19 protein-coding genes are annotated in these 25,631 nt (G+C 44.8%); 9 read left to right on the top strand and 10 right to left on the bottom strand.

Annotated elements, in window-relative coordinates; all coding sequences use genetic code 11:
• The coding region (locus PN462_RS22470; protein WP_272131091.1) for a DUF2887 domain-containing protein at positions 1–162 on the bottom strand (162 nt) is incomplete at its 3' end.
• A 105-nt stretch (positions 163–267) separates the two neighbouring features.
• Here PN462_RS22470 and PN462_RS22465 point away from each other — a divergent pair.
• From PN462_RS22465 to PN462_RS22455, 3 genes are all read left to right on the top strand, one after another.
• Complete coding sequence (locus PN462_RS22465; protein WP_272131090.1) at positions 268–1,449, top strand: hypothetical protein; 1,182 nt, start codon at positions 268–270, stop codon at positions 1,447–1,449.
• 376 nt (positions 1,450–1,825) lie between these two features.
• Positions 1,826–3,181: an AAA family ATPase gene (locus tag PN462_RS22460; RefSeq protein ID WP_272131089.1), complete on the top strand. Its 1,356-nt coding sequence runs from the start codon at positions 1,826–1,828 to the stop codon at positions 3,179–3,181.
• A complete protein-coding gene (locus tag PN462_RS22455) occupies positions 3,178–3,651 on the top strand; it encodes a hypothetical protein (protein WP_272131088.1) in 474 nt (157 codons plus the stop codon). The genes PN462_RS22460 and PN462_RS22455 overlap by 4 nt, the downstream gene beginning before the upstream one ends.
• Before the next feature lie 80 nt (positions 3,652–3,731).
• Here PN462_RS22455 and PN462_RS22450 read toward each other — a convergent pair whose 3' ends face one another.
• Positions 3,732–8,036, bottom strand: a complete 4,305-nt coding sequence (locus PN462_RS22450; RefSeq protein WP_272131087.1) for a 3'-5' exonuclease — start codon at positions 8,034–8,036, stop codon at positions 3,732–3,734.
• Between the two features lie 189 nt (positions 8,037–8,225).
• Here PN462_RS22450 and PN462_RS22445 point away from each other — a divergent pair, with 189 nt between their 5' ends.
• Positions 8,226–9,836: a CHAT domain-containing protein gene (locus PN462_RS22445; RefSeq protein WP_272131086.1), complete on the top strand. Its 1,611-nt coding sequence runs from the start codon at positions 8,226–8,228 to the stop codon at positions 9,834–9,836.
• Between the two features lie 273 nt (positions 9,837–10,109).
• Here the strand turns inward: PN462_RS22445 and PN462_RS22440 are convergent, their stop codons facing one another.
• From PN462_RS22440 to PN462_RS22415, 6 genes are all read right to left on the bottom strand, one after another.
• Positions 10,110–10,757: an HAD-IA family hydrolase gene (locus PN462_RS22440; RefSeq protein ID WP_272131085.1), complete on the bottom strand. Its 648-nt coding sequence runs from the start codon at positions 10,755–10,757 to the stop codon at positions 10,110–10,112.
• Between the two features lie 6 nt (positions 10,758–10,763).
• Entirely contained in the window at positions 10,764–11,957 is a 1,194-nt protein-coding gene (locus PN462_RS22435; RefSeq protein ID WP_272131084.1) for an NAD(P)/FAD-dependent oxidoreductase, read from the bottom strand.
• Positions 11,958–12,261: 304 nt separating this feature from the next.
• A complete protein-coding gene (gene petC, locus PN462_RS22430; RefSeq protein WP_272131083.1) occupies positions 12,262–12,795 on the bottom strand; it encodes a cytochrome b6-f complex iron-sulfur subunit in 534 nt (177 codons plus the stop codon).
• Positions 12,796–13,031: 236 nt separating this feature from the next.
• Positions 13,032–13,253, bottom strand: a complete 222-nt coding sequence (locus PN462_RS22425; protein ID WP_272131082.1) for a YgaP family membrane protein — start codon at positions 13,251–13,253, stop codon at positions 13,032–13,034.
• Positions 13,254–13,303: 50 nt separating this feature from the next.
• Complete coding sequence (locus PN462_RS22420; RefSeq protein WP_272131081.1) at positions 13,304–13,720, bottom strand: DUF302 domain-containing protein; 417 nt, start codon at positions 13,718–13,720, stop codon at positions 13,304–13,306.
• A gap of 252 nt (positions 13,721–13,972) precedes the next feature.
• The gene (locus PN462_RS22415; RefSeq protein WP_272131080.1) at positions 13,973–14,488 is read right to left on the bottom strand and encodes a hypothetical protein; all 516 of its coding nucleotides are present in this window, start codon (positions 14,486–14,488) and stop codon (positions 13,973–13,975) included.
• Between the two features lie 446 nt (positions 14,489–14,934).
• On the opposite strand from PN462_RS22415, the gene PN462_RS22410 reads away from it, so the two are divergent.
• The 3 genes from PN462_RS22410 to PN462_RS22400 all read left to right on the top strand — a co-directional run bounded on the left by PN462_RS22410 (position 14,935) and on the right by PN462_RS22400 (position 18,975).
• Positions 14,935–15,879 (top strand): ribonuclease Z, encoded by a 945-nt coding sequence (locus tag PN462_RS22410; RefSeq protein WP_272131079.1) that lies wholly within the window; start codon positions 14,935–14,937, stop codon positions 15,877–15,879.
• Positions 15,880–16,027: 148 nt separating this feature from the next.
• Positions 16,028–18,697: an MGH1-like glycoside hydrolase domain-containing protein gene (locus tag PN462_RS22405; protein WP_443029262.1), complete on the top strand. Its 2,670-nt coding sequence runs from the start codon at positions 16,028–16,030 to the stop codon at positions 18,695–18,697.
• Positions 18,698–18,717: 20 nt separating this feature from the next.
• Positions 18,718–18,975, top strand: coding sequence for a hypothetical protein (locus tag PN462_RS22400; protein WP_272131077.1), 258 nt, complete (start codon positions 18,718–18,720; stop codon positions 18,973–18,975).
• 77 nt (positions 18,976–19,052) lie between these two features.
• Here the strand turns inward: PN462_RS22400 and PN462_RS22395 are convergent, their stop codons facing one another.
• The gene (locus PN462_RS22395) at positions 19,053–20,183 is read right to left on the bottom strand and encodes a hypothetical protein (RefSeq protein WP_272131076.1); all 1,131 of its coding nucleotides are present in this window, start codon (positions 20,181–20,183) and stop codon (positions 19,053–19,055) included.
• 166 nt (positions 20,184–20,349) lie between these two features.
• On the opposite strand from PN462_RS22395, the gene PN462_RS22390 reads away from it, so the two are divergent.
• Complete coding sequence (locus PN462_RS22390) at positions 20,350–22,101, top strand: mechanosensitive ion channel family protein (RefSeq protein WP_272131075.1); 1,752 nt, start codon at positions 20,350–20,352, stop codon at positions 22,099–22,101.
• Between the two features lie 18 nt (positions 22,102–22,119).
• Here the strand turns inward: PN462_RS22390 and PN462_RS22385 are convergent, their stop codons facing one another.
• Positions 22,120–22,722, bottom strand: a complete 603-nt coding sequence (locus tag PN462_RS22385) for a YybH family protein (protein WP_272131074.1) — start codon at positions 22,720–22,722, stop codon at positions 22,120–22,122.
• A gap of 677 nt (positions 22,723–23,399) precedes the next feature.
• On the opposite strand from PN462_RS22385, the gene PN462_RS22380 reads away from it, so the two are divergent.
• Positions 23,400–25,631, top strand: a 2,232-nt coding sequence (locus tag PN462_RS22380) for a matrixin family metalloprotease (protein ID WP_272131073.1), incomplete at its 3' end; no start/stop codon positions are given.

Here is a 25,631-nt window from a genome sequence, read left to right as displayed (position 1 = left end):
TGGGGTGGGGAGGAATATCCCATCGAGACGGAAGGCCAGTTGTTTGACTTCGACGGAGGTGAATTCGTAGTTGTCTGCGTCGCTGGCCGGACGGTTGAGGAGTTCAAAGAAGCTACGGGGGTATTGTTGGAAGATGCGGTAGAAAATGCTGTCAGTTTCCACGGTTTATTATTATTTTGGGTCTATTTTAAGGGATTAAGGATTCTTTAAAAACTTGAAAGGTATTACTTCAGATGCTATGATAGATTAGAAAATTTTTGGATATTTGTGATGTATCCGGTAAAACTACATAAGATTAAACGCTACGTTGAGCTTCTGGTGTGTCGTTGGAGAGAACAACCCCCCTCAGCTTTACAGAGTAGTGAAGTTAACCGAGAATTCCACTTTATTTGTCACCATCTACACGAAAGCAACAATCCTCATGCTAGTGTGATTACCAATTGGTTAACCCGTAAAATTACGCAAATTCCTCAAAACACGGTTAATTATAAAGGTCATATTCTGCTGATTTTTGAAGACCTCAATCAACAAATTGGTCAGTTAATCCAGAGTCCGATTGCTTCCTCCTATCACACTTCTGCGACTTCTAATCATTCTTCTACCTATAATTCTGTAAGCTCTGCCGGATTTGCCAGTCAACATTTCACCCCTCCTAAACCTCTCACATTTGATCAACTATCAGAAAATTTGAGACAACGAATTACGGCCAGAGGAGTGAGAGATGGGGAATCTCGCTTCATGGCAGATGGGGCAGAAAAATATAATAAAATACCAGAAGGGGTTCGTCGCAAAGGTGTTAAGGCCATTGAAAACTATTTAGATAAGCATGACTGGAGTCACAAAACTTCTCATAAAAATGGAGGTTCAAGTTCACCTAAAAATGGTGATTGGGAAACGAGTCGATTTAACCGAGGTCGAGGCTCAAAGAATGTTAGTGACAAAGATGCAAAAAACATCCAAAAAGTAAAAGGATTCAATAATATTAAAGCGAATGCTTCGTTAGTTGTCAATCAATCTTTCAAAGCAGGAGGAATTGCATTTGCAATTGAAGGGTCATTGAGTGGATTAGAGAATTTAATAGCGGTACAACGGGGAGAAAAAACCATTGAGAAAGGGCTGATCAATACTTTATCTCAAGCTAGTAAAGCAGCAGTAACAACCGCTTGTGTAAGTGGAGGTCTAATTTTAGTTTATTTAATGCTTCCCCTTCCTGCTCAAGCAGCAGTTGGTGTAGCAATTGCTAAAAGTGCTCCTATTTTAAAGATCGTTGCAACTACGAGTTGTGCTAATCGTTTATTTAATATTTTATCCAGTACACCCAATTTAGATGGAATGGATAAAGTGCAATTATTAATGGAGTCCTATGGACTTGATGAAACGGAAATGAATTTTCGAGAGTTAGAAGCCAATCATGAATTAGAGCAATTAAAATCACAAATGTTACAATAAGGAATCTAACTTATAGATACTACAACTCTTCTGGGCGTATGCAATACGCCCCTACCCAAAACCATTGTAGGGGTTTATTGCATAAACCCTTATTGCATAAACCCTTCTTAAATTCTTGGCACTCCATACAGCTGGTAGGGTGCGTTGGGTGGGAGAAATGGTGGGAAATGCAGGTAGCTTTATATCCACCCAACGCACCATCTCAGTCTAACAGTGCGTTCAACAGATGTTACGTTAAGGGAAAAACAAAGTTAATTGCTGTTGAACGCACCCTACAATTGAAAATAGAGGAAAATTTACAAAGTTCTATCGTCAAGTTGCTTCCTTGAAAAATACCTGCTAACGTAAAGCCTATATATTTAGTACGCTAACAATTATGTCTCAAATTCATCTTAATCCTCAAACTTTAAGAATTTCTAGCTTTGGACCGATTACAGAGTTAGAAATAAAAGTTGATGATTTACTCATTTTTATTGGTTCGCAAGCCAGTGGTAAAAGTACAGTTAGTAAAGCTATTTTTTTCTTCAAATCTTTGAAGGACGAATTACTTAGGTACTTATATCAGTCTTACAAGCAACAGAAGTTCGACGAATCAGTAACAGATTTTGCTAAACAAGCCAAGCAAAAATTCATAAAAATTTACGGTCATACTTTACAATTCCCGGATATGGAATTGAAGTATGACTATGGCAATGGCATGGTGACAACAATTAAAAATTCTCGCTACACTGATATTATATTTGATGATTATTTCCGAAGCCAGTTTCGTAACCTTGTGCAATATTTACAGCAAAACTATAATCAATTACAGAAACAATCTATTTTTCTATCTTCTAGAGAACTTAGTGCTATCAATGCCCAAGAATCTAACCTTTTTGATACCATTACCGAAGAAGTTAATAAACTTTTTAATGATGAAAAAGATTTATTGTTTTTACCTGCGGGTCGAAGTGTTATTACTACGCTATCACAGCAACGTTATAATATTGATTTAGGGGATATCAATGAGAGTGAAATAGATAGTCTAAATTACTTAAAATTAGATTATATTATGCAAAATTTTATTTCTAGAATTGATAACGCTAAACCGTTATTTAATCAGTCTCTAGCAGATTTAATTCAAGATAGTATTTCTGATTCTAATAACCCAGAATATCGGGAAATCATAAAACTAGCTCAAAATATTATTGATCAAATTCTTAAAGGGTCTTATCGCTACGAAGATGGTATTGAAAAAATTGAGTTTGGAGATGGGAAAGAGACGTTAATAAATTTTGCTTCTTCAGGACAACAGGAAGTCGTTTGGATACTTTTGCTAATTCTGCTACTTATTGTGAGAAAGCGACCTGTTTTTTTGGTAATTGAAGAACCAGAAGCTCATCTTTTTCCAGTTACCCAAAAACAAATTATTGATCTGATTGGTCTGTTGGCAAACCAAAGCAATAATCAAGTTATTGTGACAACACATAGTCCTTATATTCTCTCCTCTTTTAACAATTTACTTTATGCTCATCAATTAGGGGTAAAAAAATCGAAAAAAATTAATGAAGTGGTTAATCATCATTGTTGGATTGCTCCAGAACGATTAAATGCGTATATCTTAGAAGATGGAACTGCTCGTTCTATTATGGATACAGAGGTTAGGTTAATTGAGTCAGCAGAAATTGATCGAGCTTCTGATATTATTGTGGATACCTTTAATCAACTGTTTGAACTTGAGGATGAAGAATGAATTTAACTTGTAAAGATTTTGAGGATGATTACCCAGATTGTACGTTTTGTTCTCAGGGTCAAGAAATTGTAGTGAAAGAAAAGAAAAGAAAATATATTCTCAAGAACGCGACTAAACAAAAAGTTTGTAAAATTCGTATAGATAATTGTGTAATTACCAGTTATGATCAAAAGAAATGTGATTACTTGATTATAGTTTGTCAAGGAGAAGATAAAAAACCAGAAAGTTTATATTTTGTAGAATTAAAAGGAAAAGACTTGATTAAATCAGTTGAACAGCTAACCGAAATGATTGAGCATTGGCAAGCTCATATTACAGCTAAAGTATTTGCTAGAACTGTATTAAGTAAAGTCAATGTCCCGAAAACGATTGAGACAGATGCTAGGGTTAAAAAGCTCAGAAAACTGGTCAAGCAATATCAAGGAAATTTCGATTATGGTGCAATACAGTATGAAAAAGATAAAGTTTAATGGGGATGGTGCGTTCAATGGATGTTACGTTAAGGGGAAAAAACAAAGTTAATTGCTGTTGAACGCACCCTACGGGGGCTTTACAATTGAATGCGAATGGGTTGATTTAGATCGGGTAAGGTTAACTCTAAAACGGAGTCTTGGGCATAAAATACCCCATTGTATTGACTTTGAGGGTTGGTAAAGGTGAGACGGTTGGTGTCGTTGGCTTGTAGGGTGACAATTTCACAGGAGACTTGTTGTAATTTGCCGTCGATGCGGAGGGTGCGATCGCTCAATCGATCCACAATTAACACTTGTTGGGCATTCAACAACACTTTAACTTGCAAATGACGCAGGGTAAAGCATAATAAGTCCGGTTGCAGAGACTCCACCCCCACCCCTTCCGGGAGGCCAGAGATAGGAGTGGTGGGGGTGGGTTGCACTTCCACGGGAGGGGGAGGAGTGGCCGGGAGAGGAGTGGGGGGGACGGGAATAGGAAGGGAAATGGTATCTAGGGAAATTCCCCATTGTTGGGACTTTTTGTGCAACTCAGACCGACTTTTGACCGCTTTTTTCACTTGGCCTTGTTTGCTGAGATATTGTTCTTGTTTTTGCTTGGTGGCTAACCAGCGTTCCCGACTAAAGGTTTGCAAGTCTGCATCCTCATGGTGAGTATAGCGTTCGTAAAAGGTCAAGGTCTCCACCAATGAGCCAATTTTCTCTAAGGCAACTCCCAATTCTTGCATCGTTAAATAATTTTCCCAGTCCGGGTTAAAGACAATTTGTTCCTTTAAAAATCGCTCATAACGCTTGCGTAAGTCTCTGGATAAGCAATCGGGGTCTAACTCCGAATAAGCGAGGGTTTTGGCGATGCTGAAGGGGAATCCTGACTCATTTGCTTGGGGGGTGGAGAGAAGGTTGGGATGGGTTTCGAGAAGGTCTATGGTGTTCTCCCAGTCTTGTCGGTGTAGGAGTTTCTCTAGGAGATATTGTAAGGCACTTTCACCGATGTTGGCTTGTTGGGCCTTCTCTAAACAACGGTTGACTTTTTCGGGTAAACCGAGGACTTGATACACCCAAACCGCTTCTTTCCAGTCTTCCTGTTGTTCTAACGCAGTGGCAACTCCGGTTAACCAGTCGGGGGTTTCGGGGTAGTCGGCCACCTGCCAGGCGGTTAAAATGCGGTCATATTGCTTTGCTTTGGCTAAATAACTCAATCCTTCGGGGAGTCCTAATAATTCCGCTTTGGCGAGGTTATACTGGGGTTTCTTGGTACTTTTGGCGACTTCCCAACAGGTGACGGCGGTGGGATAATTTTGGGCATAATAGAAACAGTATCCCGCGCGATCGCGCATTCCGGCATATTGGGCAGCGGCCAGTTGTTGCAACACCTCCCCCAACTGTTGCCATTGGGCCGCAGAGATATCAGGAGACTGTTCAATTAAATTTGAGACAGTATCCCCGTATGTCTGCATTGCGGCTTTCCACTGGGCCAAAAAGCGATAGTCCTCTAAACGGTTTTCCACTATTGCCGTCTTCAGAAACTCACTAAACTGCCAAATGGCGGTAAAATCAGGATTGGCCGTTGCCATAAACGCCACCAGAGGACGGACTTTTTCCGGGTAAACCACAAACCCCTCTGTCTCTGTAATGCTTCCTTGTTGCTGATACCACCTCCCCAACGCAGGCCAGTCCATCCCCAACCAAAAACAATTCCACGCTTCCTGTTGTTCCCCCAGTTTCAGGAAATACTCCCCCGCAGAGGAATAATTTTCCTCAAATTTCTGGGCCCAAGCATCACACCTCGCGGCCTGGGTTTCATCTCCCAATTGTAAATAGGCTTCTTGGGCCCGTCGCAATAAATCTGGGTTTTCGTCCTCTATCCCTTGACTGGCGAAGGTTTGGGCAATACTCGGCAGATCATCACTTCCCCGTAATGCTTCCGCATGATCTCCCGTATCAATTAATTGAATGCGATTTTCCCATTGTTGGCGATGTTTGGGAAGGGAATTTAATAATTGTTCTAATTCTGCGGGGTTGCTTGCGTGTCTCCAGAGAGTTGTTTCCCCGTTTTCAGTATCGACAATAAATAATCGTTCTGTTGCGCGAGATGCGGCCACATAGAGTTTATTAAAAAAGTATTTGCTTTCCTCCGATGCCCCTTCGATGGTGTTCCAAATATCCGGGGGACATTGTTCGCCAAATTTGTATAATACCACCTGTTTAAATTCTAACCCTTTGGCTGCGATCGCGCTCAAGACATTCCAAGGCGTTTTCTCCCGGTGGTTAACTTGTTGTAAGGTTCGTAACAGTTCATCCCGTTGCACATAGTCTGCTTCTCCCCCTTGGTCACAAGGGATGATTATAATAGTATCGCGTAAATAGTCTTGCAGTTCCTCTAAAGACGTATTGCGTCCTAAAATCAATTTTTGCGGTAAAAAATCCCCATGTCGTCGCGCTTTCTGGGGACATAATTCGGGAATTGAGAATAGCACACTCCGCCACAATTGGATTAAATTATTAACGCCAACAATAGCGGGAGTTGAGCGATAATTAGATTCTAACTCAGCAAAATTCATCTCTAACCCCAAGCGTCCGGTAGGGGAAAGAGTAGTGATAACTTCGTTATAGAATGCGGCCTTTAAACTTGCCCAGCGAAACCCCGTAGGATTCAGGGTTTGTAGGGGATCACCCGCAAAAGCAAACGGTAAACTCTCAATATGTTGGTGTTCCAAATCATAATTGGAAAATACCGACAACTTCATAATTAATTGTAACTCTAAATGGGTGAAATCTTGCGCTTCATCACAGAAAATAGCTGTATATTCCGGACGATAGCATTTTAAATTTAATACCTTGCGAATTAAATCCTGATCATCCCATTTTTCCTCCTCCTTTAAATAGCGGGAGTACCACTTCCACACCGTCTCATAAATTTCTTCAAATTCCTCCACCGTCACCGTTTGTTCCCGTCGAGGAATTTCCTTATAGTCTTCACTATTTAAATAACAATCTCGCTCATCTAAATGATATCCTTTAATAAAAGTGCGAATAACTTGCCAGCAGACTTCCGCAGAATATTTACTCTTGAGTTTTCGATAAAATAATTGCCGAAAACGGTGAAAAGAGATATAATTCGCATCATTAAAATTATCCCGTTCTTCTAAGGGGAGTAAATTGCGGAGAAACGTCCGAAACGACTTAAAAAATGGACTAATACCCGGCAAATCTTCCGACTCCCCCCGCTTCGCTAAAAAGCGGTAATGGGACGCTAATAGAGGAATAACCCGTTCTTTCGCCACGCGCAGTAAGCGTTCATTGTAGGCTAAAAAGAGAGGATGGGGTTTTGCTAGGATAGATTTTTGTTGGAGTTTACAATACGATAAATGGCGATGGCAGTAGTCCGCAAAGAGATGAAATAACATAGTGGACTTGCCACTGCCTGCTTGTCCATTGAGAAACAAAGGTAAAGAGGTTTTAGTTGTAGAAACCCCGTGTAAAATGGCTTCTTCCTCTGCGGATAAGGCTAAATTAGCATTCTCCGCTTTTTCGATGGCTAACCAGTTACTTTCATCAGCTAATAAATAACTGGGATAAGCACGACTCGCCACCGTTGTCAACTCATCTAAAGTAATAGGAGTTTGAGGACTAAAAATAGTAATTTCGGCCTCTTGCAAAAATGTACCTAAAAGGTCTTCAATTTCGGTATCCGTGGGAGAGTGAATAAAGGGGAAAATTAAAAATAAAACTTGCCGTGGGGGGTCATCGGTGGTAAATATGCGACTATAGAGAATCCAACAACTCCCGTCTCCGTAAAGCTGAATGCCCTCCCACGGGGTAGGCTGGCCGGGGTCTTGCGGGGCATCCACTAAGACTGCTATGTTACTGTTGAAGGCTCGCCAATGTTGCTGTACGTCTGGGGTGGCGAACTGATTTACCCATGCTTCGCTCTCATAGACCAAAACATTGTTAAAATCCATACTGAGGCTAGGACGGTTCAACCAAGGCCGCAACTCATCGCTGAGGGGGTGGGGGAAATGGTGCGCTTGCTGAGAGGCTTTAACCTCATTTAACCATTGCCAGAGGCGATTATCGGTCAGGTTAACATCGAGGGGTTGATTTGCCCAATTGACGCGATCGCGCAAAAATAATTCATACTCATGATCCCCCCGTCTAAATACCTTCAACCAGCAGAGAATATAATCCTCTCCCACCTTACGGATACGGGCAATGAGCCGTTTATTCCCCTCCTTTCGCTTCAAATAGGGGTAAACCCGTTCAAAGCGGGCGAGAACTTGTTCTAGGCTCATTGTAGCCAATTCTGAGGACAGGCGATCGACCTTATCAGCCAGTCCTTTTGCATTAACCTGTTCATTAAACACCTCTGTGCGATATACGTACATCCCAACAGCCTTATTTGTATCTCTAGACACTATCTCTATTGTCTATTGTTATATGGGGAATTGGTAATCGGTAATTGGTAATTGGTAATCGGTAATCGGTAATTGGTGACTGGTAATTGGTGACTGGCAACTGGTGACTGGCGACTGACAAAGCTGATATATTTAGGAGTTAATGGAACAGAAGCGGGAATGGCACAGGGAAATCATCTTAATTTAAGTTTAGCGATCGCACCCTTAAACACATCAGGGGTAGAACATTTTGCGATCTGGGTTCTCGATGCCCCATTACCTGCGGGTTATGTCCATCATGACTGCCTTTGGCCCTACGACCTCACCCACGCTTGGATTGCCTGGCAACAAATGTTTTCCCTGCAACAAGAGTTATACATCCCCGTCGAACACCCCGATCTCGACATTAACCAAGGCTTTACCCCCCCCTCCGACTCCGATAACCTCAGTTATGGGGGGAGATTAATGCAGGGATTGGGAATTCAACTCTGGCAATGGTTATTTCAGGGATCAATCCGCGATAGTTTAGTCCAGAGTCGCGGTTTATCGTTAGGCCAAAAAAAACCCCTCCGCTTACGACTCGATATCCGTGATCCCAAACTCATCCCCCTCCCCTGGGAAATCATGCAATCCCAAGCGGGAAAACAGTCCATTGGCCTCAACGAAAACTTACTCTTTAGTCGAACTACCCGTGATGTTGATCCTCTCAGTACCCATCATGCCCCAGATCACCTGAATATTCTCCTCGTCTTAGGGGAAAGTACCCACCCCTCCATCGAAGGAACATTACAACTGCAACAAGAGGCCGACTCCCTCCTCACGGCCATTCAAGAAAACACCGAAACCTCCAACATTGAACGGTCTAACTCTCCCGTTGATATCAAAGTCGATACCCTCATTCAACCCACCCCAGGAGAACTCAACGAAGCCCTAGAAAATAATAACTATAACGTCTTTTTTTATGCAGGCCATGGGATACCGGCCCCCGACGGCGGATTGCTGTATTTGCACTCAGACGCGAAAATCAACGGCACAGAATTGGCCCAGGTGTTAGTCCGGGAACAAGTGACACTGGCGGTATTTAACGCCTGTTGGGGGGCGCAACCCGATCGCGTACAAAAAACCAGTTTACCCCGCAGTAGTCTGGCCGAAGTGTTAATTCATCATGGAGTTCCGGCGGTGTTGGGAATGCGAGATGCGATCGCAGATCAAGAAGCATTAAGTTTCATTCAAGCCTTCACAGAAGCCTTATCCGAACGAATGCCCGTAGATCGGGCCGTCGCCATTGCCCGACAACAACTCCTCACCCTCTACAAATTTAACCAACCCGCCTGGACCTTGCCCATCCTCTATATGCACCCCCAATTCAACGGCGAATTAGTCCGTTCCCTCGGAGAAGGCATCACCGAACTCCCCACCGTCCTCCCCAGCGACGGAGGAACACCCGTCCCCACCGCCATTATCCGCTTTGTGGACAACCCACAGCGCGTCCAGAACCTACACGGAGGAATGCTCCGCGTTGGCCGTCGGTCAGATAATGATCTCGTCATCCGCGAACGGTGGGTGAGTCAGAGTCACGCAGAAATCTTCTACCGAGAAACCACCGCAGGCAGCAGAAACCCCTCCAGTTACTTCCTGCGCGATAATTCCCGCTTTGGCACTTTAATTTTTACTGGAGTGGGTTGGGAAAAAATCCACCGCCAAGAAATCAGTCTAAAATCGGGAATGCAGATCAAATTCGGCAGTAGCCAGGGGCAAGCCCTAGAATTTATCCTAGAAGTCGAAGACTAAAATAGGGCCTGTTGAAAAAGGATAAGCTAAACCCTATACCTTGGGTTTTAACCCAAGGCTAATAGCTCAAGTCGGCTCAAGCCGACTAATTCCAGACCCTTCTAAAAGGCTTTCCTTCCTATTAATATAAAATCCGCTAAATTGTTTAACCTGTTTTAACAGGTTTTAGCTCTGAGCCTTGGGTTTTAACCCAAGGTTCACTAAAGGTGGCCAACAATAAATACACAACAAAGAACCAACAACAAACAATCAACAACAAACAATCAACAACACCTACCGCTTAATTAAAAAAGCCTTCACCCCAGCAGCCTTAGCCCCCTGATAGTCGTGTTCCACACTATCCCCAATATGCCATGCCTCATCGGGATTACAGTGATGTTTAGATAAGGCTTTGGCGAAAATATCGGGACTGGGTTTAGCAAACCCCAACGCAGAAGAAATAGTGACACTACTAAAATATTTCCCCAACTCTAGCACTTCTAACACCGCATGAAGCCGGGAATCAAAATTAGAAATAATCCCTAATTCAATATCTTCTTTTAGCCATTTCTCTAGAGTCGGGAGAATATCCGGATAAACATACCAAGGTTGGGCAGTGGCAAAATAGCCATAGAGTTGATTAAAAAAAGTGTCAAAGTCTTTAAATTGATCAAGGACTCCCACTTGTTCAAAAGTTGATTTAACAATGGCCTCCCACCATTGATACTCTTGATCGGGAACTTCTATAATATCAATATCGGGAAAGGCAAGAGGAGGAGAGGCTTTAAAACTATCGTAGAACGCAGTATTAATGGAGTCTATCGGGGCCGTTACCCCAAACTCTTGGGCCAACATCCCATAGACTTCCCCAACACTGCCTTTCACCCCGAATAATGTGCCAACGGCATCAAGAAAGATAACTTTTGGTTTTGGTTGCGACATGGCCGATTAAACTTGAGACAGAAACTGTACCACAGGTTGAACAAACCAGTTAAGGCCAACAGTGAGTTGATGTTCAAGGGTAGGGAAACGATAAAGATACGCCAGTCTTCGCGCTAAGTAGGCAAAGGGCCCATCAAGTTGTAATCCTAACCCGGTTAAGGTCGCATTATCGACTCCCAAGGCCATCATTTCCCCAAGGGCATGATACCGGAAAGGGAGAAGGGGGCGATTGCCCATTGAAGCCCAAATATTCCACGCGCAATAATCGGCTTGTTGGATGGCTGCTTGGGCAGTGGCAGGAACGGCTTGCCCTTGGGCATCATAGCATTGGATCACATCCCCAAGGGCAAAGATGTCTCCTTGATTCTCGACTTGTAAGTAAGAATTAACTTGTAAATAGCCTTTTTCATCCTTCGCAAGGGGTAAACTCTGGATCATAGGGGATACGGCAATGCCGACAGTCCAGAGAACGATATCTACGGGTAAAATATCGACTTGATTTTTATATAATAACGAGATCGTTTCGGACCCCACGGACTCGACACTGGTTTCGGTATCGACCCAGATTTGTCGGTCTTCTAGGGCGGCTTTGGCTACTTCTCGGTTATGATCAGGGGAGGTTTTCAGGATATCGGACCCGCGATCGATAATGCGAATGCGGCCTTGTTCTCCCAGTCTATCGGCCAGTTTACAGGCAATTTCGACCCCAGAATAACCCCCCCCGACCACAGCAACCCGGACTTTTTCTGCTTCTGTTTCTTCAAGAAAGCGTAATTTTTCTTTTAACCGATAGGCATTTTCGAGGGTACGGAAGGGGATGGCGTGTTCTTTGACTCCGTTAACGAGATCAGTGGGGGTATGGCCTCCCATGGCAATGACAAGGCGGTCATAGGGTAAAGGCGGGCGATTTTCGAGGTAAACTTGGTGTTGTTCTACGTCGATGCCTTCTACTCGTGCTTGTAGGAAATGTATTCCGGTATTGGCTAACACCTCGGTAAAGGGCGGGGCAATTTCCCAAGTCTGCATTTCCTCCGAGACTATTTCATAGAGGAGGGGGGAAAAAAGGAAGCGATCGCGCTGGTCCACCAAGACAATTTCCGGCTTCTCCTCTCCCCAGTCTAATTCACTCAGGCGTAGGGCCGTATAAAGTCCCCCAAACCCACCCCCAAGAATACAAATTCGTTTAGATGATTCGCTCATAGCAGCCTATTGTAAAGATTTTTGTACTCTTTATATTGTAATAGGTAAGTTAGAAGGCATGAGGAAGTTGGGGGAGATAGAGGAGATGGGGGAGATGGGGGGGAAGAAGTGAGGAGAGAAAAGTGAGAAGTGAGAAGTGAGAAGTCTGTAATTTTTTCTCTATCCTCTCTCCTCTATTCTCTCTCCTCCCTCTGGGGGAGAACAAAGAACCAAGAACAAACAACATTACTGTTTACTGTTCCCTGTTCCGGAGTTCCCTGTTCCCTATTTCACAAACAACAAACAACAAATTAATGATCCATTATTACGCCCACCAAGGTTTTTTCCCTGTCCGGGGGTCCGTTTCAGTCCAAGGAGACAACCAAATCCCGTTGTCTTCAACCGCCACATGAGCTAACTTGAGGGGACGGTTGGCGGGGCCTCGGACAACTTGGCCTTGGGCATCGTAGCGCGAACCGTGGCACGGACATTGAAATTGATGATCCGTATCATTCCAAGGGAATGTACAGCCTAAATGAGTGCAAATATCCACCAACGCCCAAGGATGGAGGCTACCATCCTCTTGCACCGTTAAATAGGTCGGTTCTCCGGCTAAACCAGCAACAAGAGCGCGTGTGCCGGGGGGATACGCTAAAATTTGTTCGGCGGGAATGGGGTTGCCGAGTTTGTCTTTGGCGATAATGCGATCGCTGTCTCCCCCTTCTTTAGGTGGGGCAAAAAATTTAACCGCCGGATAAGCAGCCACCCCGGCAGTTGTAGCAACAACCGCCCCAGTCAGAAAGTTTAACAGTTGTCGGCGCGACATAGACGGGGGATTTAAAGGCAAAGAATCTGCCATGATCACTCACCTCCTAAAAAGGATTATAGATAAATTAAAAAAAATGAAAGAATGAGCAAGGGGGAGAGGGCTAATCCCTTCTCTCTCACCTCGCTACTGGGGGTATGGGCATAGTTACCGCGTCGTCCCTAAACCCTGTTCGTAGTAAGCTCAAAGCGAGCTTACAATCCAAGTAATTTAAATGAACAATAGCGGCGCTCCCCACCGTAAAAAGTAGGTGGGAATGAACCTTAAAACTAGGATTGGGAATTAGTTTCAGTGTTGCGTGTATTAATTCCCAAGAGTCCGTAAAGGCCACAAAATCCGAAGACTGCGGTTAACGCGACAATAGCAGCCGCAACATTAAGCACAATTCCGATCGCCGTTCCAGCATAAACGCTTAAACCTGCGTACAGTAATACACCTGCAACGATTAAACGAAAGAGTCGGTCGAATGTTCCAACATTACTGTTAAACATATAAGGATAACCTCCTGTATGGGTTTCTAACTTCTAGAGACTAGGCTGCTTTACCCGACAGACGCAGGTTCGGGGTTCGCAGCAGGCAGGCGTTCAATGACAGCCTGCATTTTTTCACTCGCTTCTAAGGCAATTTCTTTGGCTCTGGGGCTATGAATCATTAAAAACATCATTAAGGGATCAATCCCAGACACCTCCACTCGCCCGTCTTCGTGTTCTTGAACCACAACATTGCAGGGATATAACGCTCCCGCTTTGTCGTCGGTTTGCAGCATATGATAGGCAATAAGCGGATGACACGCCCCTAAGATTTTATAGTTGCGAAAGTCAGTGTCCAGTTTCTTTTTGAAAGCGGCCTGCACGTCAATTTCGGTGAGAATGCCCATTCCTTCTTCTCGGAGGGCTTCGGTGACTTCTGCGATCGCCGCATCAAAGGACAAATCGACAACTTTACTAATATGATACATAGGGATGATCTCCGAATATTGCTAATGAAGGCTTCACACTCTGGGATCACACGCTTTAGAACTAACGGTGCGAGTGTTGTTGACACTCCCGAATTGACTTCAGGAGATGCTCAAGCAGTCCACCAAGGTCTATACCTCGTTTCCTGCTGACTTTTGTAACGAGTTGTTTACGTCTCTTAATTCTATTTAACAACTAAACAGTAAAATTATCAAGTAGTAATATAAGAAATTTTAGAAACAGGGTAGGTTGGATTACCCATTACTCACCACTTGGCGCGTTTTGCGGGGTTTTTGGGTTTTGGGTTTGGGGGGACGAAAATCTTGGCGGGCCAAGGCCATAGTTTTGGGTAAGACACCCACAATACTCGCCAACACCTCATCCTCTAGAGAGCAAACCGTGTTATATCCGAAATAACGGGACATCATCACTAAAATAATTTTGGCGCGTCGCAGGGGGACTGGATCATTAACCGCTTTTTTTGTGGCGACAATCCATTTACGACGGTTTAAAAAGGTGTTTCGCTTCCGTTGGAGGGACTCCGGATAAGTTAAGGCCACGTCACCCAAGGGAATGATACGCGCACAATCTAAATCTAACACCCCGCCCACGGCTGCATCCGGCCCCACCACTTCTGTATAGTGAGGATGGACTAGGAGGACTCCATTATTGGGAGAGGCTTTCACATAGAAAATCTGACCACTCTTGAGTTGTTGGACAACTTGGGTGGGAGGAAAGAGGGGGTTGACACTGAGTGCGTTCTGAGGCATGGGTCTGAACTCGGCAACTCTGATTAGGAAAACTCAGAAGGAGAGCGTCTCACACAATTAGGACAGAACAATTGGTAAAACTGACATCTAAGGATAGCACTATCTCACTTTATACGGGTCAGAGGTCGTATTGGTGTTCTATAATACTTAGTTGCTTAGAACACGGGGTTTGAGTTTACCGGACTAGAATAACTGTCCTATCTCTATTGTAGGTCTTATGGAGTATCAGATGTTTCCGTGATCCTCACATTTTTTGGGCGGAGCAATGAGTGACCTTCATTACATATCCCCCGTAATTTCACTAAGATTATGATTCAATTTATTAAAAAAAACTATAACAATCCTCCCGATGTAGAAAAAAACTTGGAGATTGGGCTAAATCCTCCCACTTCTTTCTCGTTTGCGTTAGGCTAGTGTATTGGGGTTATGTGAGAGAAAGTGGACTGGTGGAAATTACGTTTTTAGGGACAAGTTCAGGCGTTCCCACGCGATCGCGCAATGTTTCCAGTATCGCCCTCCGATTGCCACAACGGGCGGAAATATGGCTTTTTGACTGTGGAGAGGGGACACAACATCAATTACTCCGCAGTGAGCTAAGAAGCTCGCAAATTCGCCGTATTTTTATTACACATATGCACGGAGACCATATTTTTGGTCTGATGGGGTTAATTGCCAGTTGTGGACTGGCCGGAAGTGGACAACCCATTGATATTTATGGGCCACCTGGACTGAAAGATTATATTTTCACCTGTGCCAAATATTCTTATATGAAACTCTTTCAACGGGTGAATATTCATGCTGTGCGTCCGGGTTTAGTTTATGAAGATAAAGAATTTACCGTCACTTGTGAACAACTAGAACATACCGTCCCGGCCCACGGATACCGCATTGCAGAAAAAGACCGACCCGGACGTTTTAATGTGGAAAAAGCAAAAGCCTTAAATATTCCTTCTGGGCCAATTTATGGAGAATTAAAACAAGGGAAAACCGTGACCCTTGAAGATGGTCGAGAAATTCGGGGAACGGAACTCTGTGATCCCCCAGAAACGGGTCGTAAGTTTACCTATTGTACGGACACTGTTTTTTGTGATGCGTCGGTGGAATTAGCCCAAGATGCAGATGTTTTAGTCCATGAATCGACCTTTGCCCACCAAGATGCTCAAATGGCCTTTGACCGCTTACATTCTACCTCAACCATGGCCGCGCAGGTAGCATTATTAGCGCAAGTGAAGCAACTTTTTATGACCCATTTTAGTCCCCGTTACGCACCAGGTAATCCCTTACAAGTAAAGCATTTGTTAGAGGAAGCTAAGGCAATTTTTCCGAATACTCGGTTAGCGAAAGACTTTTTAACCTATGAAATTCCCAGAAGACGGGGGGATAATGGATAATGAGTATCTATAAATTATCCCAACCGCGATCATGTTAGGTAAACTACTTGCAGACCTAAAACAATTTATCGCCTCCCTCCCCCAAACCCCTCCAACTCCTCCAACTCCTCCCGAACCCCAAACCCCTCCCACTCCTCGAGAACCCACCATGAACGCAGAAGAACGCAGACTCACCGAAACCCCCCAAACCCCTTGGAAACTCTGGGGTCCCTACCTCAGCGAGAGACAATGGGGAACCGTCCGAGAAGATTATAGTCCCGATGGGTCAGCCTGGGACTATTTTACCCATGACCAAGCCCGGTCTCGCGCCTACCGTTGGGGAGAAGACGGTATTGGCGGCATTTCCGATGATCAGCAATTATTGTGTTTTGCTCTCGCCTTTTGGAATGGTCAAGACCCTATACTCAAAGAACGAATGTTCGGGTTAACTGGAACAGAAGGAAACCACGGGGAAGATGTTAAGGATTATTACTTTTATCTTGACAGTACGCCCACCCATTCTTACATGAAATTCCTCTATAAATATCCTCAGCAGGAATTTCCCTATAGCTGGTTAGTGGAAGAAAATCAGCAACGGGGAACAGAAGGAATGGAGTTTGAGTTATTAGATACAGGAGTCTTTGAAGAAAACAAATATTTTGATATTTTCCTTGAATATGCCAAAGAAAATGCTCAAGATATTTTAATTAAAATAACAGTTGCCAATCGTGGTTCAGAAACAGCCAGTTTGCACATTTTACCTACCCTTTGGTTTCGGAATACTTGGTCTTGGGAAGAAGAAGCAGAGAAACCTCGGTTACAACAAATTAAAGCCGATGATAAGTTCTCAATGGTTGAGGCCAAGCATTCCCAATTAGGGAAGTATTGCCTCTATTGCCAAGGAGAAGCCCCCTTATTATTTACCGAAAATGAAACCAATTATCAACGGATTTTTGAAGTTAATAACACCACTGCTTATGTAAAAGATGGCATTAATGATTATATTGTTGCCGGAAACAAAAACGCAGTAAATCCCGACAAACTTGGCACAAAAGTAGCCCCCCATTATCAACTAGAAATTGCTCCTGGGGCGAGTCAGGTCATTAAATTAAGATTAACGAACCGCGCTTCTCTCGGCGACCCTTTGGGGGGAGAATTTGACCGAATTTTCGACAATCGGAAACGGGAGGCCGATGAATTTTATTATAAATTAATGCCCCAAGAACTGGATGATGACTGTCGTAATATTCAACGGCAAGCCTTAGCAGGATTATTGTGGAATAAACAATATTATTACTTCGATGTAACACGCTGGTTAGAGGGTGATCCCACCATGCCTGCCCCTCCCCCAGAACGTCAAGAAGTCCGTAATAAAGGCTGGATACATTTAGAAAGCCAAGATATTATTTCTATGCCGGATAAATGGGAATATCCTTGGTTTGCTGCTTGGGACTTGGCGTTTCATTGTCTTCCCCTGGCCCTAGTTGACCCAGACTTTGCTAAGAACCAACTGGATATAATGACACGGGAGTGGTATATGCACCCCAATGGCCAACTCCCCGCGTATGAGTGGAATTTTGGGGATGTGAACCCCCCGGTTCATGCTTGGGCCAGTTGGCGGGTTTATAAAATTGAACAGAAAATGCGGGGAACGGGAGACCGGGCATTTCTGGAACGGGTTTTCCAAAAACTGCTCCTCAATTTTACTTGGTGGGTAAACCGTAAGGACACAGAGGGGAAAAATATCTTTGAAGGGGGGTTCTTAGGACTGGATAATATTGGGGTGTTTGACCGCAGTTCCCAACTCCCTACAGGGGGGACATTAGAACAGGCCGATAGTACCAGTTGGATGGCTATGTATTGCCTGAATATGCTGACCATTGCTTTAGAATTAGCCAAAGAAAACCCTGTCTATGAAGACATGGCCACTAAATTTTTTGAGCATTTCCTCTACATTGCCGATGCGATGAACCATGTAGGGGGAGAGGGGACTAAACTCTGGGACGAGGAGGACGGGTTCTTTTATGATGTCCTCAACTGTCCCAATGGGGAACAAATGCCGTTAAAAGTGCGGTCTATGGTGGGACTCATTCCGCTTTTTGCTGTAACAACCATTGAACCTGCGATTTTGGATCAATTACCGGAATTCAAAAAACGGCTAGAGTGGTTTATTAATAACCGTCCTCAACTCAAACGGAATGTGGCTTGTATGGAAACCCAGGGAGAGAAAGCCCGCCGGATGTTAGCCTTATGTTATGCCACTAGAGACCGTTATGTCCCCGAAGACCGTTTCCGTCGTGTCTTAGGGAAACTCCTCGATGAGACAGAATTCCTCAGCGACTACGGTATCCGCGCCTTATCCCGCTACCATAAAGACCATCCTTATCTTTTCTCTATTGATGACCAAGAATACCGGGTGAGTTATGAACCTGCCGAGTCTAGTGGGAGTTTGTTCGGGGGAAACTCCAATTGGCGGGGGCCGGTGTGGCTACCTGTGAATTATCTGTTAATTGAGTCGTTACAACAGTATCATCATTATTTGGGGGATGAGTTCAAGGTGGAATGTCCCACTGGGTCCGGACATTGGATGACGTTATGGGAGGTGGCTAGGGAACTCTCGAATCGTTTAATTCGCCTTTATACCAATGATGAAACCGGACATCGTGCGGTTTATGGGGGGATTGCCAAGTTTCAAGCGGACCCTCATTGGCATAATTATCTTTTATTCCACGAATATTTCCACGGGGATAATGGGGCAGGAATTGGGGCTAACCATCAAACGGGATGGACGGGTTTGCTGGCGAAGTTAATCCAACAAACAGGAGAATACGGGGGTTAGTGAGACAGTGTTGAGGAACAATGGAGATTCTTTTAGGACTGGTGGCTTTGGTGGCGTTGTCGCTGTGGGTTTATCGGCGGTTTCGGAAGAAACGCACCCGCCCCCGTTTACCCAAGGGAAAACCTCATTTACAACGGGAGTTAGTGCGTTTGTTGGGCGGGGATGAGGCCGCTGCATCTCGTTTGGTGGAACGAGAAAAAGTCCGCAATCCGGGTCATGGGGAGGATTGGTATTGGGATAAGGTGATTTATAATTTAAAGCGCGATCGCCGTTCTTAATCAGGAGTATAATGGCTTCTCAGGAGTTTGGTGCGTTACGCAGGCATTTGCGGGGTACTTCACGGGGATAGTGATGGTTAATTGCTGTACACTTGGATATATTTTTCTAGGACGGATGCGATCGCCTGAGTCCGTCGCTTTTGATCCTGATAAACACAATCCCATTCTGTCACGGCTCGACCCTCTCGCGCACAAATCCCTAACAACCCCGTTGCCCGGTTGCGGCCATTCTCTAAATCTAAATTATTATTCCCATTGAGGTAAAAAGAAGCCGTTCGGGCCCAGGCAATGGCCTCAATTCCCTTTAACCCTCCCTGATAGGCCACCGCCAACGCTTTCGGAAACACGCGAGAATGAATAGGACTCGCTTGGTTATATAAATCAGCCGTATTAATTAAAGCCTCAATATTACGATTCGGATCAATCCCGGCGGCATTTAAATCCTGAAGATTGGTGGGCAGTCGATCCAACGCCCGCTTTAAACACAAGTCTTCCGCGAGGGGAATATTGCCCCCACTACGGCCTTGATCACTACAGGGGCCATAATTTGTCACCCGTTCCCCCCAAGATAAATTACCTGGATCAGTATGGCCAAAATAATTAGGCGTTTGTTCCACATACAAAGTCCGGCCTTCCACAAAAATGCGGTAATTGCCCTCCGCAACGCCAATGGCCAACATTCCTAACGCCGTCGGTTCACCGAACAAAGCCCTGTGACGCATTAAACTCTCATTGAGGTTAAATTCCTCTGAGGGAGACGAGGCCGAAGCAGTCGAAGACTCCTCCTCCTGATAACTCGCACTGTCCTCCTGACTCGGTTGAGGAGGAAGGGCAGTCTCTGGGGGTTGAGTAGAAGTCGCCGACTCCTCAGTGGTGGCCGCTGTTGTCTGAGCGTTACTGGGGTTTGAATCCTGCGCGATCGCCTCATACTCATCATAATTCAGCAGCGGATCAAGACGACTCGCAGGCATCCTAGGCAAACCGCCATCCCCCACCGTCGGCTGATACCCTTGACTAGAAAGCATCTCCGAAGGCAGAAAATACTCCGAGTCTGGGGCAACCCGTTGCACTGAAGCCGAGAGTTGTCCCTCTGGAAGATTGCCTTCCGGTTGGGGAGACTGAGAGGTTGTGCTAAGAAAAAACCACAACGAACCACTCCCCACTAAACCAAAAAACGCCATCCGTGCTAACCAAGCCCAATAGGACATTATCACTCCGCCAATGTAAAGTAGTATTAATTACTGGCTGACCATTCTAGCGTCTTCTGGCTTCAGGGCATAGAGGCAGCAGAAACTTTCTAGATTAGATCAGAGTCCAATCCTAGGAATTCGCAAAACTTGAGAATGAGCCAAAACTGTCTGGGGGTGAATATCTATGGGACATCCAACTAAACGAAAAAGCAAACAACAGCCAACCCAACCGCGCTGCTGGAGACGCTGGGGCAAAATGCTCCTCCTCTCGCTCCTCACCTTAGTCTGTGTGCTAGGTTTAACCCACCCCTCTTGGGGGCAAAACGCCTTCACACGACAATTAGGGCAAGCCATTCCCCTACCCACCCTACTCAACACCACCTCCACCAACCTCAACCAAGAAACCGCCATAGGATCAGTCTATGTTGATGGTCGTTCCCTCTTTCGCATCAGTGCCAACAAAAACCAATTGAATAGCCGCATTCAGGAAATTGAACAAAATCTGCGGGAAGTCAAATTAGACTATATACAAGGAGACATCTCAGAATTACAGGTCGAAATTCGCACCCAAGAATCCCTCCCCACCCTCTACATCAACGAAGCCTACATAATGACAGTCACTCATGTAGATGCAGAAATTCGGGGGTTAGAGTTATCGGCCTATGCAGAAACCGTCAAAAATGAGATTACCACTGCCTTACAACGGGCAAAACAAGAACGACAACCGGAACAGATGTGGCAAAACGCCCAAAACGCCAGCATCATTGGGGTAGGGGTGATTGTCTTGAGTCTCTTAATGCGCTGGTTTCAAAAAAGACTGCAACGCTCACCCGAACAACTCAATGTCACAACTGAGACTCCCGACATTGCCAACCAACCCCAAATTACAACCCAACTCACCCAAAGACAAAAGAGTAATTTAAAAGCCATTCAACGATTATTCTTTAATGTGGGGCAAATGGTGATTTGGGTGGTAGGGATATTACTCATCCTGCATCTGTTTCCCCAAACTCGTGGCATACAAGTGTCTCTACGTCTCGTCTTGCGGTCTTATTTATTTGTCGGCGTTGTGGCCTTAGTAACCTATGTTCTCATCCGCTTGAGTTATATTTTCATCGATCGCATTATTGAAACCCTCGTTGAAGGGGCCCAACTCATGCCCCAACGAGGACAACGCCTCCAACAGCGTGTTTCGACCATTTCTGGCGTTACTAAGGGGTTAACCACCATTACCCTCATCATCATTGCCATTTTTGTCTCTCTCATCCGCATTGGTGTAGATGTCGGGCCCTTGGTGGCAGGTGCAGGTTTAATCGGGGTGGCCCTCTCCTTGGCCTCCCAAAACCTCATCCGAGACGCAATTAATGGCTTTTTAGTTTTAGCCGAAGATCAATATGCAGTGGGAGATGTCATTGTTGTAGGAGATGTATTTGGATTAGTGGAAAATATTACCCTACGGATGACCCAGTTGCGCGATCCCGAAGCGCGTCTTATCACCATTCCCAACAGTGAAATTAAAGTGGTTTGTAATCTATCGAGTCGCTATTCTCAAGCGGATTTACAAATTCCGGTGGCCTATAGTGCCGATATTGATAAGGCATTTGCAGTGACGGAACGCATTACGTGGGAATTGGTGCGTGATCCCCAATGGCAAGATAAGATTATCGGTGATCCGCAAATTTTGGGCTTAGATGCGTTTAATGAACGAGGAATGGTGATTCGGATTTGGATTAAAACCAAACCTCTCAAACAGTGGGAAGTGGCCCGAGAATACCGTCGTCGCATTAAACGCGCATTTGATCAAGCTGGAATTGCCTTGGCAGTTTCTCAGCAGGAACTTTGGGTACACGACAACCATTCCCAACACCCCTTTTTCCAATCCTCCGGGAATTGGGATAAAAAGGATCAGGTGCGTTATGACGGATCGGGAAATTAAGGTATCGGTTCAACTATCCTAAGACTTTTTGGAGATGCGGGGGGAGAGGAAAAACATCACCAAGGCCCCAATGATCACCCCCCCAACTCCTACACCAATGGCAATATTGCGGCCTAGGGTGCGACTGGTGCCTAATACCGGATTATCCAAAAGATTGGCGGAGAAATGCAAGGATTGAATGGCCCAGATATCCTCTAATTTTTGTAATACGGCAGTCCAGCGCATGGCCATGGTTTCTTCTCGGCCACTGGTGAAGGAAAAGGTGGCCACCACTTGGCCTTGGGCCACTTCAATTTCTGGAGTGAGGAAAGTTCGAGTAGTTTCGTCTGCTAATTCCATAGCAATCTGTTCAATAGGGCCAGCAAATTGGTCATTCCAATAGCGTTCAAAGTCTTCAACACTGGTAAAAACTTGATTGTCAACCGTCGTAATCGTGAAATCGGGATGTAAATAGGGCTTAATTTGTGAAAAGTCTCTGGTATTAATGGCTTCTAGGGCCATTTCTCTCGTTTTTAGAATAGACTGGAGTTCAGGAGAAGTCGCTGCTTGTGCGGGTTGGGGATAATTTCCCCAGAGGAAAAGAGAGAGCAGGAGGCCGAGACCAAGAGAGTATAATTTCATAATAGTTTTGGGTAATAAAATTCAGGAAACCTTCAGATGTGTTTTTTAATCACCAACCACCAGGGACTGAAATTCCCTGTCTCCTCTAACAAGTCCTTGCGTCTAGGACTAATAACTAAATTTTCCCATTTAGTTGAATGAATCCATTTTAAGGGATTTTTGGCATTAGGCAGGAATTTTCAAGGCTTACCCGTGTCACTTCCCCCACCCGTCCCCCGATTCTCTCGCATTTTTCACAAAACCCTCCATTCCCCTCCCTCCCTAAGATAGACTAACTTTAGACTCCCCAAAGAAAAACCGATACTTTCATCCCCCCTGACCAGAACTCAGCCAATGCTATCATTGAGAGAAAGTTGGAGATTTTTCTTCAACCCTTACCCCCCATTGCTATCTAGCAAACCGTCTGAAACAACCCTAACTGAAACAACGCTCAAAATACTCATTTTTCTAGGCTAACCTCTGTTAGCTAAATTCCCCAACTGGAGCATTTCACCGTTCCGGTTTTCCTAATTTAATTTAAGCTCTCCGAAATCTAGCACCCATACACTGTAGAGCCTAATGATAGCTGTTCTTTTGATAGCTTGAGCCCACCTTCAATGGCATTTTAAATCGAACCCTCTAACCAGAATCATGAAACAAGCAAAAAGTACCCAGTCACAAACGAGGTTATCGTTCCAATGCCAATTAAATCCATTAATCCTTCAGGAAAAAACCAAATTGATGCACTATTAAGCCAGAATCAATGGGAGCAACCAGAAATCACCTACAGCTTTTTAGTAGATAGTGCAGCAGATAGTTATTATGGCAGCGAAACCGTTAGGGAAGTCAACGAAGACATTAAAGCCAATGTCCGCTTCATCCTAGAACAAGTCATAGAACCCTTCATTAACATTGATTTTGTCGAAGTTGACGACTCAAGGGACAATTATGGCCAATTTCGCTATATGTTCTCTGACGGTCCCTCCTATGCCTATGCCTATTACCCCAGTGGAACATCCCTAGGAGGAGATGTCCATTTAACCGATGAGTCAGAAAACAATAGTTGGAATAACTTTTCCGATGGCATTGGCAATCATGGTTATCATAGCCTAATCCACGAAACTGGCCACGCCCTAGGGTTAAAACATCCGAACAACTACAGTGGAGATAACTCCCCCCCCTTTCTCCCCTTTGAAGACGATCATACTACCAACACGGTGATGTCCTATAACACCCCAGGACGTTCCGCCGCCACCCTGATGCCCTATGATCTCCAAGCATTACAATATCTCTATGGGGCCAAAGCCTTTAACGACACCCAAACCACCTACTCCTTTGCAGAAGTTTCCTTCTACAACGACGGGACCCAAGACTTTGGCACAACCAGCACCACCATTAAACAAACCCTCTATGATAGTGGCGGAGAAGATGTTTTAGACTTCTCTAATTTAGCCTTTGAGGCCGGTGGGTATCATTTTGACTTAAACGAAAACGGCATTCTCACCACCAAAAACGCCTATAACAGTGCAGACTATCAGGCCAACGGGGATAACAGTGGGACAACCTATACTACCTCCAGCTACGGAACAGCCATAGCCTTCAATACTATCATCGAAAACGTCATCACCTCCTCCAGTGATGATTGGATCATTGCCAACGGTGCAGCCAACCGTTTTAGTGGTTATACTCCAGGAGTGGATAGTGGGGATGATACCCTATTTGGCACAGATGCCACCGACACCCTAGACTTATCCGGTTATACGTCCTTTGAGATCACCCAACAACAAGACGGAGGAGACTTACGCCTCATCTTAGCTGGAGATGGTTCAATCACCATCAAAGATTACTTTAATGTTCCTGAAAATGAGCGCATTACCCTAGAGTTTGCCGACTCCATCATCTACGGAACACCCGGCCCAGATAACCTTTACGGTACAGACGGAAACGAAACCATAGACGCATTAGCAGACGATGATGATCTCTATGGGGAAGCAGGAGACGACATTCTCTATGGTCGGTCTGGGAATGACCGACTAGAGGGAGGAGAAGGAAACGATGAACTCTACGGAGGAGACGGCAACGACAGCTTTTTTGATGGAGACGGTGACAACCGCTTAGAGGGGGGTGCAGGAGATGATGAATTTTATATTGATGGCACAAGCAATAATACTTTTACGGGTTACACACCTGGCATCAACAGTGGCAATGATATTATCTGGGATAACAATAATAACCCAGACACCCTCGACTTATCGGGATACAGCTTCTCTACTGTGACCCAAGAAAAACAAGGGTTAGACTTACGCATCACCTTGGGAGAAGATGGTTCAGTCCTCATCAAAGATTACTTTAATACTCCCGATGAGGAACGGTTCACTATAAACTTTGCCGAGTCCATTATTTACGGAACACCGGGACGTGATGACCTCCAGGGGACAGCAGGAAACGACACTATAGACGGATTAGAGGGTAATGATCGACTGTTTGGTAAAACAGGAGATGATATCCTCTATGGTCGTTCTGGGGATGACAAACTGTACGGAGAACAAGGAGACGATGAACTCTATGGAGGAACAGGCAACGATAAATTCTTCGACGGAGGAGGCAGCAACCGCTTAGATGGCGGAGCAGGAGATGATGAGTTTATCCTAGGTTCAGGCAATAGTACCTTAACAGGTTATGCGCCAGGGGTCGATAGTGGTAATGATGTCCTGTGGCTGAGTGCTGCTGAAAACTATAGTCAAGATACCCTAGACTTATCGGCATATCACGTTTCAGAGTTAACCCAAGAGAAGCAAGAACGGGATTTACTGTTGACTCTGGGGGGGGATGGTTCAGTTCTGGTTAAAGGGTATTTTGAGATATCCCCTAACAACCGTCTCAATATTGAGTTAGATAACTCGGATATTACCGATGGGTCTCTCTATATC

This window comes from Spirulina sp. CS-785/01 (assembly GCF_028330525.1).
Lineage (GTDB): Bacteria > Cyanobacteriota > Cyanobacteriia > Cyanobacteriales > Spirulinaceae > JAQMSD01.
Note: the sequence above shows the minus strand (reverse complement) of the source record. Positions and strands in the feature narration are given on the sequence as shown.

Coding starts and splice junctions, on each gene's coding strand:
- PN462_RS22460 (WP_272131089.1), top strand. CDS start 1,826: ATGTCTCAAATTCATCTTAATCCTCAAACTTTAAGAATTTCTAGCTTT.
- PN462_RS22455 (WP_272131088.1), top strand. CDS start 3,178: ATGAATTTAACTTGTAAAGATTTTGAGGATGATTACCCAGATTGTACG.
- PN462_RS22450 (WP_272131087.1), bottom strand. CDS start 8,036: ATGTACGTATATCGCACAGAGGTGTTTAATGAACAGGTTAATGCAAAA.
- PN462_RS22445 (WP_272131086.1), top strand. CDS start 8,226: ATGGCACAGGGAAATCATCTTAATTTAAGTTTAGCGATCGCACCCTTA.
- PN462_RS22440 (WP_272131085.1), bottom strand. CDS start 10,757: ATGTCGCAACCAAAACCAAAAGTTATCTTTCTTGATGCCGTTGGCACA.
- PN462_RS22435 (WP_272131084.1), bottom strand. CDS start 11,957: ATGAGCGAATCATCTAAACGAATTTGTATTCTTGGGGGTGGGTTTGGG.
- petC (WP_272131083.1), bottom strand. CDS start 12,795: ATGGCAGATTCTTTGCCTTTAAATCCCCCGTCTATGTCGCGCCGACAA.
- PN462_RS22425 (WP_272131082.1), bottom strand. CDS start 13,253: ATGTTTAACAGTAATGTTGGAACATTCGACCGACTCTTTCGTTTAATC.
- PN462_RS22420 (WP_272131081.1), bottom strand. CDS start 13,720: ATGTATCATATTAGTAAAGTTGTCGATTTGTCCTTTGATGCGGCGATC.
- PN462_RS22415 (WP_272131080.1), bottom strand. CDS start 14,488: ATGCCTCAGAACGCACTCAGTGTCAACCCCCTCTTTCCTCCCACCCAA.
- PN462_RS22405 (WP_443029262.1), top strand. CDS start 16,028: ATGAACGCAGAAGAACGCAGACTCACCGAAACCCCCCAAACCCCTTGG.
- PN462_RS22400 (WP_272131077.1), top strand. CDS start 18,718: ATGGAGATTCTTTTAGGACTGGTGGCTTTGGTGGCGTTGTCGCTGTGG.
- PN462_RS22395 (WP_272131076.1), bottom strand. CDS start 20,183: ATGTCCTATTGGGCTTGGTTAGCACGGATGGCGTTTTTTGGTTTAGTG.
- PN462_RS22390 (WP_272131075.1), top strand. CDS start 20,350: ATGGGACATCCAACTAAACGAAAAAGCAAACAACAGCCAACCCAACCG.
- PN462_RS22385 (WP_272131074.1), bottom strand. CDS start 22,722: ATGAAATTATACTCTCTTGGTCTCGGCCTCCTGCTCTCTCTTTTCCTC.